This window comes from Lachnoclostridium sp. An181 (assembly GCF_002160325.1).
Lineage (GTDB): Bacteria > Bacillota > Clostridia > Lachnospirales > Lachnospiraceae > An181.
Genome location: NZ_NFKJ01000002.1, coordinates 116,974 through 135,517, shown reverse-complemented (window position 1 = coordinate 135,517; position 18,544 = coordinate 116,974). Strand labels below are relative to the sequence as shown.

Here is an 18,544-nt window from a genome sequence, read left to right as displayed (position 1 = left end):
TCTGAATTCTTGCATATATTTTTTGAAACGATTATACTATAAATTGTTGGATTATGCAAAAATCATTTTTTACATTAATACAAAAGCAGAACAAAGGGGGAGCAGGTATGACGCCGGAAGAAATCAAAGATTATCTCGATAAGCGAAAATACAAAGAATTAAAAGACGTACTGGAAGATCTGCACCCCGTCGATATCGCGGAGCTTTTGGAAGAATTTAATGACGATAAACAGATCATTTTGGCATTTCGGCTTTTGGCAAAAGAAGATGCGGCGGAAGTGTTTACTTATCTGAACAGCGATATGCAGGAAACGCTGATCAATGCGTTGACTGACTCGGAGCTGGAAGAGATCATGGAAGAAATGTATCTGGATGATACCGCAGATATTCTGGAGGAGATGCCTGCAAATGTAGTGGACCGTCTCCTTATGATGACAGATGAAGAGACAAGAAAGCAGATCAATATTCTTTTAAATTATCCGGAGGACAGTGCAGGCAGCATTATGAATGTGGACTACATCGGTCTGCGCAAGGATATGACTGTCGGCGAAGCAATTTTGAAGATCCGGCAGGTTGGACTGAACAGAGAGACTATCTATACATGTTATGTGACAGAAAAACGAAAACTGATCGGCGTAGTCGATGTCAAGGACCTCCTTACAACCGGAGACAATACAAAAATCGAGGAGATCATGGATACAGCCACACTGTTTGCTTATACTCATGATGACCAGGAGGATGTGGCGACGAGTATTAAGAAATACGGACTGGTCGCTATGCCGATCGTTGATTATGAGCAGTGTATGGTAGGGATTGTCACTGTAGACGATGCGATGATGGTATTGCAGGAAGAGGCTACAGAAGATATCAGCGTAATGGCTGGTATGAGTCCGAACGAGGATGACTATTTTGGAACTTCTGTGCTCAAGCACGCGAAGAACCGATGTCCGTGGCTGTTGTTTTTGATGCTTTCTGCCACGTTTTCCGGACTGGCACTGGATCATTACGCGCCTGTGCTTGCGGCTATGCCCATTTTAAATACTTTTGTGCCAATGCTGACAGGAACCGGAGGAAACTGTGGCTCTCAGAGTTCCACTTTGATGATTCGCGGAATCTCTGTCGGAGAGATTGAATTTAAAGACATTTTTAAAGTTATGTTCAAAGAGCTGCGGATTGCGCTTGTTGTTGGAGTTTTCCTTGCCATTGCAAATGGAATCCGCGTGGTGATCATGTACGATCAGCCGATGCTTGCATTTGTTCTTGGACTTACTTTGGTCGCAGTTGTGTGCATTGCAAAATTGATAGGGTGCGTACTGCCGATGGCTGCAAAAAAGTGCGGACTGGATCCAGCGCTGATGGCTGCTCCGCTCATCTCAACCATTTTGGATACAACGACGGTGGTTGTATATTTTACAATTGCAAGCCGGATTTTTCATATATAAAACGGTATTGAAAATGTGCATTTTCAATGCCGTTTTTACTTTTTGTATTAAAAAAGAGACAAGCCCAAGCCTTGTATACAAAAATAAGTTGCGTTATAATAGCTATATGTGAGAAAAATTTGGAAAGGAGTCCTTGGAAATGGGATTTATTGATGTTATCAAAGAAAAAGCAAAAGCTGATGTAAAAACAATCGTACTTCCGGAAACAGAAGATGCAAGAACATATGAAGCTGCGGAGGCAATTTTAAAAGAAGGAACAGCAAGACTGATCCTGATAGGAAGCAAAGAAGAGATTGAGAAAAACAGAGGCAACTTTGATATCAGCAAAGCAGAGATCGTGGATCCTGCAACAAGTGATAAGACAGAGGCATATATCGCAAAATTAGTGGAACTCAGACAGAAAAAAGGAATGACAGAAGAGCAGGCAAGAGAGTTTCTCCTGCACAATTATCCGTATTATGGAGTCATGATGGTAAAAATGGGAGATGCGGACGGTATGGTTTCCGGGGCATGTCATTCAACAGCGGACACACTTCGTCCATGCCTTCAGATTCTGAAAACAAAACCGGGAACAAAACTTGTATCCGCATTCTTTATCATGGTCGTTCCCGACTGTGAGATGGGTGAAAACGGAACGTTTGTATTCGGGGACTGCGGCCTGAACCAGAATCCAACGCCGGAAGAGCTGGCAGCGATCGCGTTGTCCTCAGCGGAAAGTTTCAGACAGCTTGTCGGAGCAGAACCTAAAGTGGCAATGCTTTCTCATTCCACAATGGGCAGTGCAAAACATGATGATGTCACAAAAGTAGTGGAAGCTGTAAAGATCGCCAAGGAAGAGGCACCGGACCTTCAGATCGACGGAGAATTGCAGCTGGATGCAGCAATCGTGCCGTCTGTGGGAGCATCCAAGGCACCGAACAGCAAAGTGGCAGGACATGCCAATGTATTGATCTTCCCGGATCTGGATGCTGGAAACATCGGATATAAATTAGTGCAAAGACTGGCAAAAGCAGAAGCGTATGGCCCGATGACTCAGGGAATCGCAGCTCCGGTCAACGATCTGTCCAGAGGATGCAGTGCAAAAGATATTGAAGGCGTTGTAGCGATCACAGCAGTACAGTGTCAGAGTAAATAAGGAGACAACAGGAAGGAGAAAAAATCGTGAAAATTTTAGTAATCAATTGTGGGAGTTCTTCACTGAAATATCAGTTGATAGACATGGAGCATGAGGGAGTGCTTGCAAAGGGGCTTTGTGAAAGAATCGGAATCGATGGCTCAAGATTGACGCATAAACCTACAGGAAAGGAAAAATTTGAAGTGGAAAAACCAATGAAAGACCACAGAGTGGCTGTTGAGATGGTTTTGGAAGCACTTCAGGATAAAGATCACGGAGTGATCGATAGCAGAGACGACATCTCTGCTATCGGACACCGTGTACTCCATGCAGGAACTGTCTACAGCGATGCGACAATTGTCACGGAAGATGTAAAGAAGGTCATCCGCGACTGTTTCCCGCTCGGGCCTTTGCACAATCCGGCAAACTTGATCGGAATCGAAGCGTGTGAGGCAGCCATGCCTGGAAAACCGAATATCGCAGTGTTTGACACTGCTTTTGGTATGAAAATGCCGGACAAGGCAGCAATGTATGCAATACCATATGAATATTATGAAAAATACGGAATCAGAAGATATGGATTCCACGGGACAAGCCATATGTTTGTTTCACGTGAGACGATCAAACGCCTCGGAAAAGACGATGCAAAAGTGATCGTGTGCCATCTTGGAAACGGGGCCAGTATATCCGCGTCCATTGGCGGAAAATGTGTGGATACAAGTATGGGACTGACACCTTTGGAAGGTCTGATCATGGGGACAAGAAGCGGTGATGTGGATCCGGCTGTTCTGCAGTTTATCTGCAACCACGAGAATATTAGCGTGGATGAAATGTTGGATATTTTAAATAAAAAATCAGGAATCCTTGGATTAAGCGGTGTCTCCTCTGATTTTCGAGATGTGATCAAAGCTGCCGGTGAAGGAAATGAGCGCGCCAAGATGGCACTTGATGCTTTCAAATACCGTGTGGTAAAATATATCGGCGGATACACAGCGTCCATGAACGGTGTGGATGCGATCACATTTACAGCCGGAGTCGGTGAAAACAATGTGTTGCTGAGAAAAGAGATTTGTGATTATCTTGGATATCTGGGTGTAAAGATCGATGACCAGGCAAATAGCGAGGCTATGGGGCAGGAGAGGGAAATTTCCACAGCAGATTCAAAAGTGAAGGTGTATGTGATTCCGACAAATGAAGAGCTCGCCATTGCAAGAGAGACACAGGCGCTTGTATCATAGAGTTACAAAATATTCAAAAGGATGCCTGTAAAAATAGTTGACAAAATATTTTTACATGGTATAATAGTCAAGGTGTGAATAGGAGCAAGAAAAATGTTAATTGACCTATCAGAAGTTTTATCCGGAAATCAGAAGACGATCAGCCGGGATGCAAAGATGGAGATGAAGGAGATTCATCTTTCGCAGGGATATTTTCCAGTCAAGGAGACATCTCCTGTATCTTTGAATATCGAGCGCATCAAAAGAAAAGAACTGAGGATCACCGGTACGGCTGATGTGCGGGTGCAGATTCCGTGCGACAGATGTCTGAAAGAGGTGGATGTAGATTTCCATCTTCAGATTGAAAAGCATGTGGATTTGGATACTGATACGGAAAAACCAGACCAAGAATTGGATGAATCGAATTTTATTGACGGATACAATCTTGACGTAGACAAATTACTCTATAATGAGATTTTGATAGGATGGCCGATGAAAATTCTATGTAGCGAAGACTGTAAAGGGATTTGCAACGTATGTGGTCAAAACCTAAATGAGGGAGATTGTGACTGTGAAGACACAAGTCTTGACCCTAGAATGTCAGTTATCCGCGATTTGTTTAAGAATTTTAAGGAGGTGTAACCTATGTCAATCTGCCCAAAGAATAAATCTTCTAAAGCAAGAAGAGATAAAAGAAGAGCTAACTGGAAAATGAGCGCTCCGAATTTGGTAAAATGCAGCAAATGCGGCGAATTAACAATGCCTCACAGAGTCTGCAAAGCTTGTGGCTCTTACAACAAACGTGAAATCATTTCTGTTGACTAATGAAAACAGAAGGACCCCTGCCAAATGGCAGGGGTTTTTTATTCTATAGGGGAGGGGGAGTAGAAGTGGGCTCGCCCGCTTTGTTCTGATATTAGAAAAGAATATACTATTGATTTTTATGGGGATGTCTAGTAAAATTATACCAGCAATGCTAGGAGGAGAGATAATGTCAGATATCACAAGAGTCGCAGTGGATGCGATGGGAGGCGACAATGCTCCGGGTGAAATCATTAAAGGAGCGGTAGATGCGGTCAACAAAAGGAAGGATTTGAAAGTTTTGCTGGTTGGCCGACAGGCTTTGATCGAAAATGAGCTGAAAGCCTGTACGTATGAGAAAGAGCAGATTGAAGTTGTCAATGCCGAGGAGGTTATCGAAACAGCCGAGCCGCCTGTGAATGCAATTCGGAAAAAAAAGGACTCATCGATCGTTGTTGCCATGAATATGGTAAAAAGAGGAGATGCGGATGCATTTGTCTCTGCTGGAAGTACCGGTGCTGTTCTTGTAGGAGGACAAGTTTTGGTAGGACGTATCAAGGGCGTTGAGAGACCGCCGCTTGCACCGCTCATTCCAACGGAAAAAGGAGCGTCACTGCTGATCGACTGTGGGGCCAATGTGGATGCGAGGCCATCTCACCTTGTGCAATTTGCGAAGATGGGTGCGATCTATATGGAGAACATCGTAGGAATCCACAATCCGAAAGTTGCGATCGTCAATATCGGAGCAGAGGAAGAAAAAGGAAACGCACTCGTAAAAGAGACATTTCCGATGCTCAAAGCTTGCAAAGACATTAATTTTATCGGCAGCATCGAGGCCAGGGAAATCCCAAAAGGAATGGCAGACGTGATTGTCTGTGAGGCGTTTGTGGGAAATGTCATTTTAAAATTGTACGAAGGAGTGGGCTCTGTGCTGATCAAAAAAATGAAACAGAGCATGATGACTTCACTCAAAACAAAAATCGGAGCATTGCTTATAAAACCTGCCTTAAAAGAGACGCTGAAAGGATTTGACTTAAGCGAACATGGGGGCGCGCCTTTGCTTGGACTGAACGGACTTGTCGTTAAAACCCACGGAAGTTCCAAGGCAAAGGAAGTATCCAATTCCATCATTCAATGTATTGCATTCAAACAGCAGGGAATTAATGAGAAGATTCGCGGATGCATACAAAAAGAAGAATTATAATGAAATGTAGGAAGGAAGTAAACAATGGAATTTGAAAAATTGCAGGATATTATTGTTGATGTATTAAATGTAAACAAAGAAGAAATTACAATGGAGACAAAGTTTGTCGACGATTTGGGAGCCGATTCGCTGGATATTTTCCAGATCATTATGGGGATTGAAGAAGAATTCGGCGTAGATATTGACAACGAAGAGGCAGAAAAAATCGTAACTGTGGGGGACGCAGTGGAACAGATTAAAAACGCAGTAAACTGATGAAGTGAACTATCGGAAAAGCCCGGACGGGCTTTTTCGTTTTATAACAGAAAGGCTGAACATGTATAAAAATATAAAGGAACTGGAAAAAACAATTGGATATCATTTTTCGGATTTTCACCTTCTGGAGCATGCGCTGACTCACAGCTCCTACACAAATGAAAAGCACTTGAAAAAACAGGAGTGCAACGAGAGAATGGAATTTTTAGGGGACGCTGTTCTGGAGCTTGTATCCAGTGAGTTTCTTTTTCATGAAAATCCGGATATGCCGGAGGGTGAACTGACAAAGACGAGGGCCAGTATGGTCTGTGAGCAGGCTCTGGCATTTTGCGCAAAGGAGATCCGGCTTGGGGAATATTTGTTCCTGGGCAAAGGAGAGGAGACCACTGGCGGGCGGAAAAGAGATTCCGTGACCTCAGATGCTCTGGAGGCTTTGATTGGTGCCATTTATCTGGACGGTGGTTTTGCTAGTGCAAAAGAGTTCATCCATAAGTTTATTCTCAACGACCTGGAGAACAAAAAACTCTTTTTTGATAGCAAGACTATCCTGCAGGAGATCGTTCAGGCAGAGATGGAAGAGGAGATTTTCTACAAGCTGCTCAAAGAAGAAGGCCCGGATCACAACAAAACCTTCTACAGCGCTGTGCTCATTGGAGAAGATGTGTATGGGAAAGGGAGCGGACGGACAAAGAAAGCGGCAGAGCAGCAGGCTGCCTATCATGCCATATTAAATATACGGGACAGAAAGTAAAAACAGGTGAATTATGTATCTGAAAAGTATTGAAGTACAGGGATTTAAATCCTTTGCAAATAAAATACTGTTTGAATTCCACAATGGAATTACTGGCATTGTCGGGCCTAACGGAAGCGGAAAGAGCAATGTGGCGGATGCGGTCAGGTGGGTGCTCGGGGAACAGCGGGCTAAGCAGCTTCGCGGAGGAAATATGCAGGATGTCATTTTCTCAGGGACAGAGAACAGAAAGCCTTTAAGCTATGCATCTGTTGCCATTACCCTGGACAACTCGGACCATAAGCTGGCTGTGGATTACCAGGAGGTGACAGTCACAAGAAAGCTGTACCGTTCCGGTGAGAGTGAATACCTTATCAACGGGACTGCCTGCAGGCTGAAGGATGTCAATGAGCTGTTCTACGACACGGGAATCGGAAAAGAGGGGTATTCCATCATTGGACAGGGACAGATAGACAAAATCCTAAGCGGACGTCCGGAGGACAGAAGAGAGCTTTTTGATGAGGCAGCCGGAATTGTAAAATTTAAGCGCAGAAAAGCCATGTCTGTAAAAAAGCTGGAGGATGAAAGGCAAAACCTTGTCCGAGTAAATGATATCCTTTCGGAGTTGGAAAAACAGGTGGGACCTCTTAAACGACAGTCTGAGGTGGCAAAGGAATACATCAAAAAGAAAGAAGAGTTAAAGGTGCTCGACATTAATGTATTCCTATTGGAGACAGAAAAACTTCGGGCGGAAATTAAAGTTCTGGAAGAAAAGCTTTCCAATGCAAGGGAAGAGCAAAAGGAGACGGACAGTGCTTTTGAGAAGGCAAAGGCAGAGTATGAGAGGCTGGAGGAAGAGCAGGAAAAATCGGATCTCCATATAGAAAAACTGCGCACAAGGAAGAATGAGACTAACCTTTTGCGGCAACAGATGGAAAACCAGATTGCCCTTTTCCAGGAGCAGATCCGCAGCATCCACTCCAATGAGGAGCATTATCTGCAAAGGCTTGCATCCATTGGGGAGGAAGAAAAGAGAAGGGAAGGACAGAAGAAGACATTTCTAAGTGAGATGGAGTCGCTGGGAAAGGAGCTTTCGGACAAAAAACTTTGCCAGAGCAAAATGCAGGAGCGCCAGGAAAAAATTCAGATGCAGTTGATGCAGATGGAGAGGGAACTGGAGGATAAGAAGGCTGCATTGATGGAGATGCTTGGCGGGCGCGCGTCCACAAAGGCAAAGATCCAGCATTTTGATACGCTTATGGAGCAGATCCGGGTGCGAAAATCCGAGATCCACAAGCGGCTCATAGAACAGCAGCAGGAGATTGAGGTACAGAATCAGTTTCTGGCAAAGCATGAAGAAGAGTTAAAGGGGACCTCCGCAAAGATCGGAAAGCTTGTGGAAGAACAAAAGACCTGGGAAGAGCAGATAGAGAAACTGCAGGCAGAAATTTCTGAGAAGACAAGACAGGTTCAGATCGGACAAAATGCCTACCACAGGGAGAGCTCCAGACTGGAGTCGCTGAAAAATATCACAGAGCGCTATGACGGATACGGAAACAGTATCCGCCGTGTGATGGAACAGAAAAACAAGGTGAAAGGCCTTCTTGGTGTTGTGGCGGATATTATCAAAGTGGAAAAGGAGTACGAGGTCGCTATTGAGACAGCACTTGGAGGAAGTATCCAGAATGTAGTCACAGAAGATGAGGGCACAGCAAAGGAAATGATCTCTTTTCTAAAAAGAAACAAGTATGGGCGTGCTACTTTTCTGCCTCTTACAAGTATGCGGCAGGGGGTAGAGTTTAAGACATTGTCTGCATTGCAGGAAAAGGGAGTCATCGGGCTTGCCAATGCGCTTGTAAAAACGGAAAAGCGCTATGAAGGACTTGCTGCAAATCTCCTCGGAAGGACGCTTGTGGTACAGAGTATTGATGACGGCATTGCGCTGGCGAGAAAATATCATCAGAGTCTCCGCATAGTTACCCTGGAGGGGGAACTGATCAATCCTGGCGGAGCTATGACAGGAGGGGCATTCAAAAATGCCAGCAATCTTCTCGGAAGGCGAAGAGAGATTGAAGAATTTGAAAAAACAGTGGAGCAGCTGGGAAAAGAGCTAAAGGAAGCGGAAACAGCACTAGCGCAGGCAAAAGAAGAAAGAGCAGGGTATTATAAAACACTGGACGGCTCTCAGCAAAAACTGCAGGAGCTCTATGTGGAACAGAATACAGCCAAGATGAATTATGACCAGGTGAAGGCAAAAAAACAGGAAGTCTCCAAGGCTATGGAGGAGATATTAAAAGAAGGAAAAGAACTGGATGCAAGAAACAAAGATTTGCTGGAAAACCAGGATTCCATCCAGGAGGAACTAAAGATTTCCGAGCAGATGGAGACAAAGCTTTCCGAAGAGATTGACACACTTCAGCAGGATATGGACAGGGAAAAAGTAAAAGAAACACAGGTTTCAAAAGAAACAGAAAATCTGCACCTTCTCTGCGCAGGACTTGAACAGAAATGTGATTTTATAGAGGAAAATATCCGCCGTGTTGAGGAAGAGCTCACAAGATTTGCCATGGAAAGAGAATCTCTTGCAAAGGACAGGGATAATGCCAAGGGCGAGATCGCGGAGAAACAAAAGAATATCGAGGAAGTAAAAAAGACCATTGAAGATTCCCAAGATATTGTACAAGAGATAGAAAGTGAGATTGCAAATTCCCTGAAAGAAAGGGAAAACATGGCCCTTGCACATAAGGAAATGCTTGAAGAGAGGGAGCGACTCTCCAAAAGGATTTCGGATCTGGACAGGGAAGTGTATCGCTTGGAAAGTCAGTTGAAGAATAATGAAGACGCGGTCGAAAAACAGATGGATTATATGTGGGAAGAGTATGAGATCACCTTCAACCATGCAAAAGAGCTCAAGGACAATGCATTGGGTGAACTTGCTGTGATGAAAAAGAAGATTTCCAGTCTGCGCCAGGAGATCAGAGGGCTTGGCAATGTCAATGTCAATGCGATCGAAGATTACAAAGAGGTGTCAGAGAGATATGAGTTCATGAGTACCCAGCAAAAAGATTTGGTGGAGGCAGAGGCTACCTTGATGCAGATCATCGCAGAGCTTGACGAGGCGATGAGAAGGCAGTTTACCGAACAATTTGAGAAAATACGGACAGAGTATGACAAAGTCTTCAAACAGCTTTTCGGAGGAGGAAAGGGAACTTTGGAGCTTCAGGAGGATGAGGACATTTTGGAGGCAGGAATACGTATCATCGCGCAGCCTCCGGGAAAGAAATTGCAGAACATGATGCAGCTTTCCGGTGGAGAAAAAGCGCTGGCAGCGATTTCTCTTTTGTTTGCCATTCAAAATTTAAAGCCGTCTCCGTTTTGTCTTCTCGATGAGATAGAAGCTGCTCTGGATGACAGCAATGTCAGCCGGTTTGCGCAGTATCTGCACAAGCTTACGAAAAACACCCAGTTTATCGTCATCACACACAGAAGGGGGACCATGACTGCGGCGGACAGGCTTTACGGCATCACAATGCAGGAAAAAGGAATCTCTACACTTGTATCTGTGGATCTGCTGGAAAATGATTTGACAAAATAGAAGAAAAGGAAGGAGTCAGGAAATGGCGGGAGGATTTTTTAAGCGCCTGGTTTCAGGTCTTACAAAAACAAGAGATAATATTGTGGCCGGAATGGACAGTATTTTTCGTGGTTTTAGCAAAATAGACGAGGATTTTTACGAAGAGCTCGAGGAAGTGCTGATCATGGGAGATCTCGGTGTGCGGGCGACCATGAATATTCTGGAAGATTTGAGGAAAAAGGTTAAAGAGCAGCACATCAAAGAGCCGGCGGACTGCCGTCAGCTTTTGATAGACAGCATCAAAGAGCAGATGGATGTGGGGGAGGCGGAATATGAATTTGAAAACCGTACATCTGTCGTGCTCGTCATTGGCGTCAATGGAGTGGGCAAGACGACAACGATCGGAAAACTTGCAGGAAAAATGCGCGCAGAGGGCAAAAAAGTGGTGCTGGCAGCAGCAGATACGTTCCGTGCAGCAGCAGGTGAACAGCTCAAAGAATGGGCAAACAGAGCGAATGCGGAGTTGATCGGAGGCCAGGAAGGCTCAGATCCTGCATCTGTTGTGTACGATGCGGTTGCGGCTGCAAAGGCAAGGCATGCGGATATCCTGCTGTGTGATACAGCAGGGCGCCTTCACAATAAAAAGAATCTCATGGAAGAGTTGAAAAAGATCAACAGAATTCTGGAGAGAGAATATCCGGAAGCATACAGGGAAACGCTTGTTGTCCTGGATGCCACGACCGGACAGAATGCGCTGGCTCAGGCAAAAGAGTTCAGCGAGGTGGCGGACATCACAGGAATTATCCTCACAAAGATGGACGGCACGGCAAAAGGAGGTATTGCAGTTGCGATTCAGGCAGAGCTTGGAATTCCTGTAAAATATATCGGAGTCGGGGAGACGATCGATGACTTGCAGAAATTCGACTCCAATGAATTTGTAAATGCTTTATTTACTTCTGAGGAAAAGGAAGAGGAATAGAAAACAGTGAGAAAAGAAAGAGGGATGCAAAATGTTGACACTGGAAAAATTTGAAGAGGCAAGCGAGCTGGTAAAAGAGGTGACGCTCCCGACAAAACTGATCTACAGTGAATATCTGAGTGAACAGACAGGGGCAAAGGTATATTTAAAACCGGAAAATATGCAGCATACCGGGGCTTATAAAATCCGCGGAGCATACTACAAAATCCACACGCTTTCAGAGGAGGAGAAACAAAAAGGGCTGATCACTGCTTCTGCAGGAAACCATGCACAGGGTGTTGCGTTTGCAGCAAAAGCATGCGGATGCAAAGCAGTCATTGTAATGCCGACAGTAACTCCGCTTATCAAAGTCAACCGCACAAAGGCGCTTGGCGCTGAAGTGGTACTCTATGGGGATGTGTTCGACGATGCGTGCGCAAAAGCCTATGAGCTTGCAGAGGAACACGGTTACACCTTTGTACATCCGTTTAATGATCTGGATGTGGCAACCGGACAGGGCACTATCACTATGGAGATTGTGCAGGAGCTTCCAACTGTGGACTATATTCTTGCACCGATTGGGGGAGGCGGCCTGATCACAGGAGTGTCCACCCTTGCCAAGATGCTCAATCCGAACATAAAAGTGATCGGTGTGGAACCTGCTCAGGCAGCCAGTATGCAGGCGGCTTTAAAGGAAGGGCATCCGGTAACACTGCCAAGCGCCAATACAATTGCTGATGGCACTGCAGTAAAAACTGTCGGGGATCTCACATTGGAGTATGTAAAAAACAATGTGGATGAGATTGTGACGATAGAGGATGACGAACTTATCGGAGCATTCCTTGACATGGTGGAGAACCATAAGATGATAGTCGAAAATTCCGGGCTTTTGAGCGTGGCGGCACTGAAACATCTGAATTTGAAGGGCAAAAAAGTGGTCAGCATTTTGAGCGGAGGAAATATGGATGTTATCACCATGTCCTCCATCGTACAGCATGGGCTTGTACAGAGGGATCGTATTTTCTCCATCTCTGTTCTCATGCCGGACAAGCCGGGTGAATTGGTGCACGTGGCAAAGACCATTGCGGATGCACAGGGCAATGTGATAAAGCTGGAGCACAACCAGTTTGTAAACACAAACAGAAATGCTGCTGTGGAGCTTAGGATCACCATTGAAGCATTTGGCACTGAACACAAGAATGAGATTTTGGCTGCACTGAAAAAAGAAGGGTACAGTCCGAGAGTGATCGGTGTGAAATTATATTAAGGAGGCATTTGCCTATGGAACGACACTTCCCAAAAAAAGGAGAATACTATCGCCACTTTGAGGGTGGACGGTATGTGATTCTGGCGCTGGCGCGTGAAAGCAGAACAAAGGAAGAGATGATTGTGTATCAAAATGCAGATAAGGAAGAGGAGATTTTTGTATGTCCCACTTCTGTATTTTTGGAAAAGACGGACAGAGAAACTTATGAAAAAACTGGGTATGAATATTGTTTTGTACTTGAAACGTCCAAAGAAGAGATGGAAAAAGGACAGTCAATCATCTTTGCGTTTCTTGAGCTTTCAGATGCAGAGGAGAAAATCCGTTTTATGCAAAGACACCGGGAGGATATGACAGAGGAAGTTTTAAGTGTGATCGCGGAGAGTCTGGAGTTTGTTGAGTCGCAGAAAGATACGGAATTTCGGTATGAGGCAATTCTCGATTATCTGCACACCGTTGCCAGATATGAGGGAAGACGGGGATAGATTGTTTTTGATGGCCCGAAAGTACAGGATGATCATCCTGCACTTTCGGGCTTTTTTGGTTTCCTGGGGAAAGTATTGACATATTCTGTATAATTGTATACAATTATACAGAATAAAAACCAAGGAGTGACGAAAATGGAAAACAGAAGAGTATTCATGAATTATCACAATAACTTGCTGCAGCTGGAAGAACATATGTATCCATTGGTAGACGTAAAAGAACCAAATGTTTTTTACAGTCTTTTCCGCTATGACCAGATTCCGAAAATTGCGTTCAATGACAGAATTGTGCCCCACAATATGCCGGATGATATCTGGATTACGGATACAACCTTTCGGGATGGCCAGCAGTCCAGAGCTCCGTATACACCGGAGCAGATTGTGACAATTTTTGATTATCTCCACCGCCTTGGAGGCCCGAACGGAAGGATCAAACAGTCAGAGTTCTTCTTGTACAGCAAAAAAGACCGTGAGGCTGTGTACAAGTGCCTGGAACGAGGGTATGAATTCCCGGAGATCACAAGCTGGATACGCGCGAACAAAAAAGATTTCCAGCTTGTAAAAGAGATTGGCCTTGCAGAGACGGGGGTATTGGTCAGCTGTTCTGATTACCACATTTTTTATAAATTGAAAATGACAAGAAAAGAGGCTTTGGAGCACTATCTGTCTGTAATAAGGGAGTGTCTGGAGACTGGAATCCGCCCAAGATGCCATCTGGAGGACATCACCCGTTCAGATATTTATGGTTTTGTCATTCCGTTCTGTCTGGAGCTTATGAAATTGATGGAAGAGTATCAGATACCGATCAAAGTACGTGTCTGCGATACCATGGGATATGGGGTCAACTATCCGGGAGCTGTGATTCCACGCTCCATTCCGGGTATTATTTACGGTCTGATGGTGCACGCAGGTGTTCCAAGTGAACTGATTGAATTCCACGGGCACAATGATTTTTACAAAGCAGTGAGCAACGCATCTACAGCGTGGCTCTACGGTGCAAGCGGCGTCAATTGTTCCCTGTTCGGCATCGGGGAGAGAACCGGAAACACCCCGCTTGAGGCCATGGTGTTTGAGTATGCACAGTTTAGAGGCAGCCTGGACGGCATGGATACAACCGTGATCACAGAGCTTGCAGAATACTATGAAAAGGAAATTGGATTCCATATTCCTTCAAGGACCCCGTTTGTCGGAAAGAACTTCAATGTGACAAGAGCTGGGATCCATGCGGACGGACTTTTAAAAAATGAAGAGATCTATAATATTTTTGACACGGAAAAATTTTTAAAAAGGCCTCCGCTTGTGTCCGTTTCCAACACATCCGGCGTGGCAGGAATTGCCCATTGGATCAACACCTATTACAAGCTGCCAAAGGATCGGCAGGTCACAAAGGATTGCAGGCTTGTGACAACATTGAAAGAATGGGTGGACAAAGAGTATGAAGATGGACGTGTGACGGTCATGACGGACAATGAATTGGTACAGAAGATAACAGACCTTTGCAGAGAATGGAATATGGTATTATAATAAATGGGAGATGGGCTTATGGAGGAACATCAAAGTTATTCACTGAGAAGGCGTGTGTTTCAAAAAATGCAGGATGATATCCTGGGAGGGCGCTATCAACAAGGGGAAGAGCTGAGGGAGCTGGCGCTCAGCAAAGAAATGGGAGTGAGCAGAACGCCGGTCCGCGAGGCATTAAGGCAGCTGGAACTGGAAGGTCTAGTGAGTATTATCCCAAATAAAGGAGCCTATGTGACGAGCATTACGGAAAAAGATGTGGAGGATATCTACACCATCCGTTCCCTGCTGGAAGGGCTCTGTGCGAGATGGGCGACGGAACATATCACGGAAGAGCAGATTAACCGGATGGAGGAAATTGTGCTGCTCTCAGAATTTCATCTTGGCAAGGAAAAGGAAGAGCAGGTTGTGGAGCTGGATGGCAGCTTTCATGAAATTCTTTATGAAGCATCAAACAGCAGGATGCTGGAGCATCTGCTCTCGGATTTTCATAAATATGTGCGTATAGCCAGAAAGACATCTGTGCATAAGGCTGACAGGGCCAAACGATCCGTGGAAGAGCATAAAGCGATTCTTCAGGCGATAAAAGAAAAAGATGCAAAAAAGGCAGAGATGCTTGCAAACAATCACATTCTTCATGTGATGCAGAATCTTCAGGCAAAAGAGGCGAAGGAGGACCAGAAAAATGGAAAAAATTAAAATGACAACTCCGTTGGTGGAGATGGACGGAGATGAGATGACAAGGATTTTGTGGAAGATGATCAAAGAGGATTTAATTCTTCCATTTGTAGATTTAAAAACCGAGTATTATGACTTGGGGCTGGAGCACCGCAATGAGACAAATGACCAGGTGACAGTGGACTCTGCGAATGCGACAAAGAAGTATAAAGTAGCGGTCAAATGCGCTACGATCACTCCAAATGCAGCGCGCGTGAAAGAGTATGATCTCAAAGAAATGTGGAAGAGCCCGAACGGTACCATCCGTGCGATTCTTGACGGTACAGTTTTTCGTGCCCCAATTGTAGTAAAAGGGATCGAACCTTGCGTAAAAAACTGGAAGAAACCGATTACCATTGCAAGACATGCGTACGGCGATGTATACAAGGGAACTGAGATGAAAATTCCTGGTAAAGGGAAAGTGGAGCTTGTCTATACAGCAGAGGATGGGACACAGACAAAAGAGCTGGTACATGAATTCAAGGACGCCGGAATTGTACAGGGGATGCACAATTTGAATGGATCCATCGCAAGTTTTGCGAGAAGCTGTTTCAACTACGCGCTGGATGTAAAGCAGGATTTGTGGTTTGCGACAAAGGATACGATTTCAAAAAAATATGACCATACATTCAAAGATATCTTCCAGGATATTTTTGACGCGGAGTATAAAGAAAAGTTTGACGAAACAGGTATTACATATTTTTACACACTTATCGATGATGCGGTTGCCAGAGTGATGAAGTCAGAAGGCGGATATATTTGGGCATGTAAAAACTATGACGGGGATGTCATGAGCGATATGATCTCCTCCGCATTCGGTTCTCTTGCCATGATGACATCTGTCCTTGTTTCACCGGACGGATATTACGAATACGAAGCAGCTCACGGAACTGTACAGCGCCACTATTACAAACACCTAAAAGGTGAGGAGACTTCCACAAACTCAGTGGCTACCATTTTTGCATGGTCAGGCGCCTTAAGAAAAAGAGGAGAACTGGATGGCAACAAAGAATTAATGGAATTTGCAGAACGCTTGGAAAAGGCAACGATCGATACCATTGAGGCGGGCGAGATGACTAAAGACCTTGCGCTTATCACAACACTTGAGAATCCAAAAGTGTTGAACAGCGAAGAATTTATCAAAGCCATTGCATCCAGATTAGCATAAAAGAAACACCGGGATACAAGAAAACTTGTACTTCCCGGTGATTTTGTTTTTTAAGGCTGATTAGATTACTCTGCGAGGCTTTCCCAGAGCTCATAAAGCTCTTCCAGTTTTTTCTGGATTTCAGCTTTTTCCTCGGAAAGCTCCCGGCATTTTCCGGCATCTGTATAGATATCCTCCTGGGCCATGAGCTGATCGATGGCGGAGTCACGTTCTTCCAGTTCGGAAATCGTCGTTTCTGTGCGTTTCAAATCATTTTGTCGTTTTCGTTCTTTTGCCTGCGCCTCTTTTTGCGCCTGCCAGTCCAGTTTATTGGAAGAGGCAGATGGAACCATTTCTTCTTTTCTTGTGGACTCCTGTGCATGGAGCTGGTTGAGAAGATCCTTTTTCTCAAGATAATAATCATAATTTCCAATATAATTGATAAAGGTATGGTTGGAAAGCTCCAGAATCCTTGTGGCTGTCTGGTTGATAAAATAGCGGTCATGGGAGACATAGAGCACAGTGCCGCTGTAATGGTTGAGCGCTTCCTCCAAGATTTCCTTGGACTGGATGTCCAGATGGTTGGTCGGCTCATCCAGGATCAAGAAGTTTGCCTCAGACAACATCAGTTTGGCAAGGGAGACTCTTCCGCGTTCTCCGCCGCTTAAATCCTGGATTTGTTTATACACATCATCGCCCGTGAATAAAAATGCAGCCAGGGTATTGCGGATTTCCGTGTTTGTCAGATCCGGATAATCATCGGAAATTTCATCAAAAATATTTTTCTCCGAGTGGAGCACGTGGTGCTCCTGGTCATAGTAGCCGATATGTACATTTGTGCCAAGAAGGAAACTTCCGTGGTCCGCAGGGATCAGTCCGTTTAAAATCTTTAAAAGGGTGGTTTTTCCTGTCCCATTGTCGCCGATGACAGCCACGTGTTCTCCGCGCTTGATTTCCATATCCACATGCTGGAACAGATTTTGCGTTCCAAATGATTTACCAAGGTCAGATATGGAGAGCACATCATTCCCGCTTGTGCAGGAAGGGGAGAGCTCCAGATGAAAAGCAGAGGTTTCCTCCTGTGGCTTTTCTACGGGAGTCATCTTGGCAAGCATTTTCTCCCGGCTTTCTGCACGTTTGATCGATTTTTCACGGTTAAAAGAGCGCAGTTTTGCGATGACTTCTTCCTGGTGCTTGATTTCCTGCTGCTGATTCATGTATTCTTTCAGTCTGGCAGCTCTAAGCTGCTGCTTTTTCACGGAGTAGTCCGAATAGTTTCCAAGGTAAGTTGTAAGACTGCCGCTTTCCAGCTCAACCACTTTTGTAACGACCCGGTTGAGAAAATAACGGTCATGGGATACGATGAGAACTGCTCCGGAATAATTCTGAAGATAGGTCTCCAGCCATGTGATAGATGATAAATCCAGATGGTTGGTCGGCTCATCCAAAAGCAGGACATCCGGTTTGGTCACCAGAAGTTTTCCAAGGGAGACCCGTGTTTTTTGTCCCCCTGAGAGGGCATCCACCTTTTTTTGAAAATCCTGTTCCGAAAATCCAAGGCCTTTGAGTACTCCGATAATCTCGCTTTGATAGGAGTATCCGTTTGCCAGTTCAAATTTTTCGGTCAGAAGATGATAAGTTTTCAGTCTTTCCTCCAGTTCATCGCTGTCCAGAGATTTCAATTCCAGTTCAATAGAGCGAATCTGTTTTTCCAGCTCAATGATATCTGCCTTTGCTGTGCGAAGCTCCTCCAAAATCGTGTTTCCTGTATTCAGTTCCTGGTGCTGGGAAAGATAACCGATACTTTTTCCTTTTGCAAGAATGACCTCCCCGTCATCAGCGGTAAGTTCCCCCATGATGATTTTTAAAAGGGTGGACTTTCCGGTCCCGTTGATACCGACAAGAGCAGCCTTTTCACGGTCTTCTATATGAAAGGAGCCTTTTTCCACGATCCGCTGCTCCCCAAAATATTTTGTAATGTTGTGACAAGCTAATATCATGTGATACCTCCTGTATAAAGTCATGCATAATTGATTATATCGGATTTCCCGCAAAAAACAATAAGAAGATAAAATATAGTTAAAAGTTTGACATTAAACTGACTATTTTATATAATGT

General features: G+C 44.7%; 16 protein-coding genes. 15 read left to right on the top strand and 1 reads right to left on the bottom strand.

Features of this window, described 5'->3' with window-relative positions; all coding sequences use genetic code 11:
* Positions 1-107 precede the first annotated feature (107 nt).
* From mgtE to B5F18_RS01850, 15 genes are all read left to right on the top strand, one after another.
* Complete coding sequence (mgtE, locus tag B5F18_RS01920) at positions 108-1,442, top strand: magnesium transporter (RefSeq protein WP_087155970.1); 1,335 nt, start codon at positions 108-110, stop codon at positions 1,440-1,442.
* Positions 1,443-1,581: 139 nt separating this feature from the next.
* Positions 1,582-2,577: a phosphate acetyltransferase gene (gene pta / locus B5F18_RS01915; RefSeq protein WP_087155969.1), complete on the top strand. Its 996-nt coding sequence runs from the start codon at positions 1,582-1,584 to the stop codon at positions 2,575-2,577.
* Positions 2,578-2,603: 26 nt separating this feature from the next.
* Complete coding sequence (locus B5F18_RS01910) at positions 2,604-3,794, top strand: acetate/propionate family kinase (RefSeq protein WP_087155968.1); 1,191 nt, start codon at positions 2,604-2,606, stop codon at positions 3,792-3,794.
* A gap of 93 nt (positions 3,795-3,887) precedes the next feature.
* Positions 3,888-4,415 carry a YceD family protein gene (locus B5F18_RS01905; RefSeq protein ID WP_087155967.1) on the top strand — a complete coding sequence of 176 codons (528 nt, stop codon included), beginning with the start codon at positions 3,888-3,890 and terminating at the stop codon, positions 4,413-4,415.
* A gap of 3 nt (positions 4,416-4,418) precedes the next feature.
* A complete protein-coding gene (gene rpmF, locus B5F18_RS01900) occupies positions 4,419-4,598 on the top strand; it encodes a 50S ribosomal protein L32 (protein ID WP_087155966.1) in 180 nt (59 codons plus the stop codon).
* 166 nt (positions 4,599-4,764) lie between these two features.
* Positions 4,765-5,778, top strand: a complete 1,014-nt coding sequence (gene plsX / locus B5F18_RS01895; RefSeq protein ID WP_087155965.1) for a phosphate acyltransferase PlsX — start codon at positions 4,765-4,767, stop codon at positions 5,776-5,778.
* A 24-nt stretch (positions 5,779-5,802) separates the two neighbouring features.
* A complete protein-coding gene (gene acpP, locus B5F18_RS01890; protein WP_087155964.1) occupies positions 5,803-6,033 on the top strand; it encodes an acyl carrier protein in 231 nt (76 codons plus the stop codon).
* Positions 6,034-6,094: 61 nt separating this feature from the next.
* A complete protein-coding gene (rnc, locus tag B5F18_RS01885) occupies positions 6,095-6,784 on the top strand; it encodes a ribonuclease III (protein ID WP_087155963.1) in 690 nt (229 codons plus the stop codon).
* 13 nt (positions 6,785-6,797) lie between these two features.
* Positions 6,798-10,358, top strand: coding sequence for a chromosome segregation protein SMC (gene smc / locus B5F18_RS01880; RefSeq protein ID WP_087155962.1), 3,561 nt, complete (start codon positions 6,798-6,800; stop codon positions 10,356-10,358).
* A gap of 22 nt (positions 10,359-10,380) precedes the next feature.
* Positions 10,381-11,316, top strand: a complete 936-nt coding sequence (gene ftsY / locus B5F18_RS01875) for a signal recognition particle-docking protein FtsY (protein ID WP_087155961.1) — start codon at positions 10,381-10,383, stop codon at positions 11,314-11,316.
* A 31-nt stretch (positions 11,317-11,347) separates the two neighbouring features.
* Positions 11,348-12,562 carry a threonine ammonia-lyase gene (gene ilvA, locus B5F18_RS01870; protein ID WP_087155960.1) on the top strand — a complete coding sequence of 405 codons (1,215 nt, stop codon included), beginning with the start codon at positions 11,348-11,350 and terminating at the stop codon, positions 12,560-12,562.
* Positions 12,563-12,576: 14 nt separating this feature from the next.
* Positions 12,577-13,044, top strand: coding sequence for a DUF1653 domain-containing protein (locus tag B5F18_RS01865; protein ID WP_087155959.1), 468 nt, complete (start codon positions 12,577-12,579; stop codon positions 13,042-13,044).
* A gap of 135 nt (positions 13,045-13,179) precedes the next feature.
* Positions 13,180-14,568 (top strand): 2-isopropylmalate synthase, encoded by a 1,389-nt coding sequence (locus B5F18_RS01860; protein ID WP_087155958.1) that lies wholly within the window; start codon positions 13,180-13,182, stop codon positions 14,566-14,568.
* A gap of 18 nt (positions 14,569-14,586) precedes the next feature.
* Complete coding sequence (locus B5F18_RS01855) at positions 14,587-15,261, top strand: GntR family transcriptional regulator (RefSeq protein WP_087155957.1); 675 nt, start codon at positions 14,587-14,589, stop codon at positions 15,259-15,261.
* A complete protein-coding gene (locus B5F18_RS01850; RefSeq protein ID WP_087155956.1) occupies positions 15,248-16,447 on the top strand; it encodes an NADP-dependent isocitrate dehydrogenase in 1,200 nt (399 codons plus the stop codon). Before B5F18_RS01855 ends, B5F18_RS01850 begins: the two co-directional genes overlap by 14 nt.
* Positions 16,448-16,512: 65 nt before the next feature.
* Here B5F18_RS01850 and B5F18_RS01845 read toward each other — a convergent pair whose 3' ends face one another.
* Entirely contained in the window at positions 16,513-18,426 is a 1,914-nt protein-coding gene (locus tag B5F18_RS01845; RefSeq protein WP_087155955.1) for an ABC transporter ATP-binding protein, read from the bottom strand.
* Positions 18,427-18,544 lie beyond the last annotated feature (118 nt).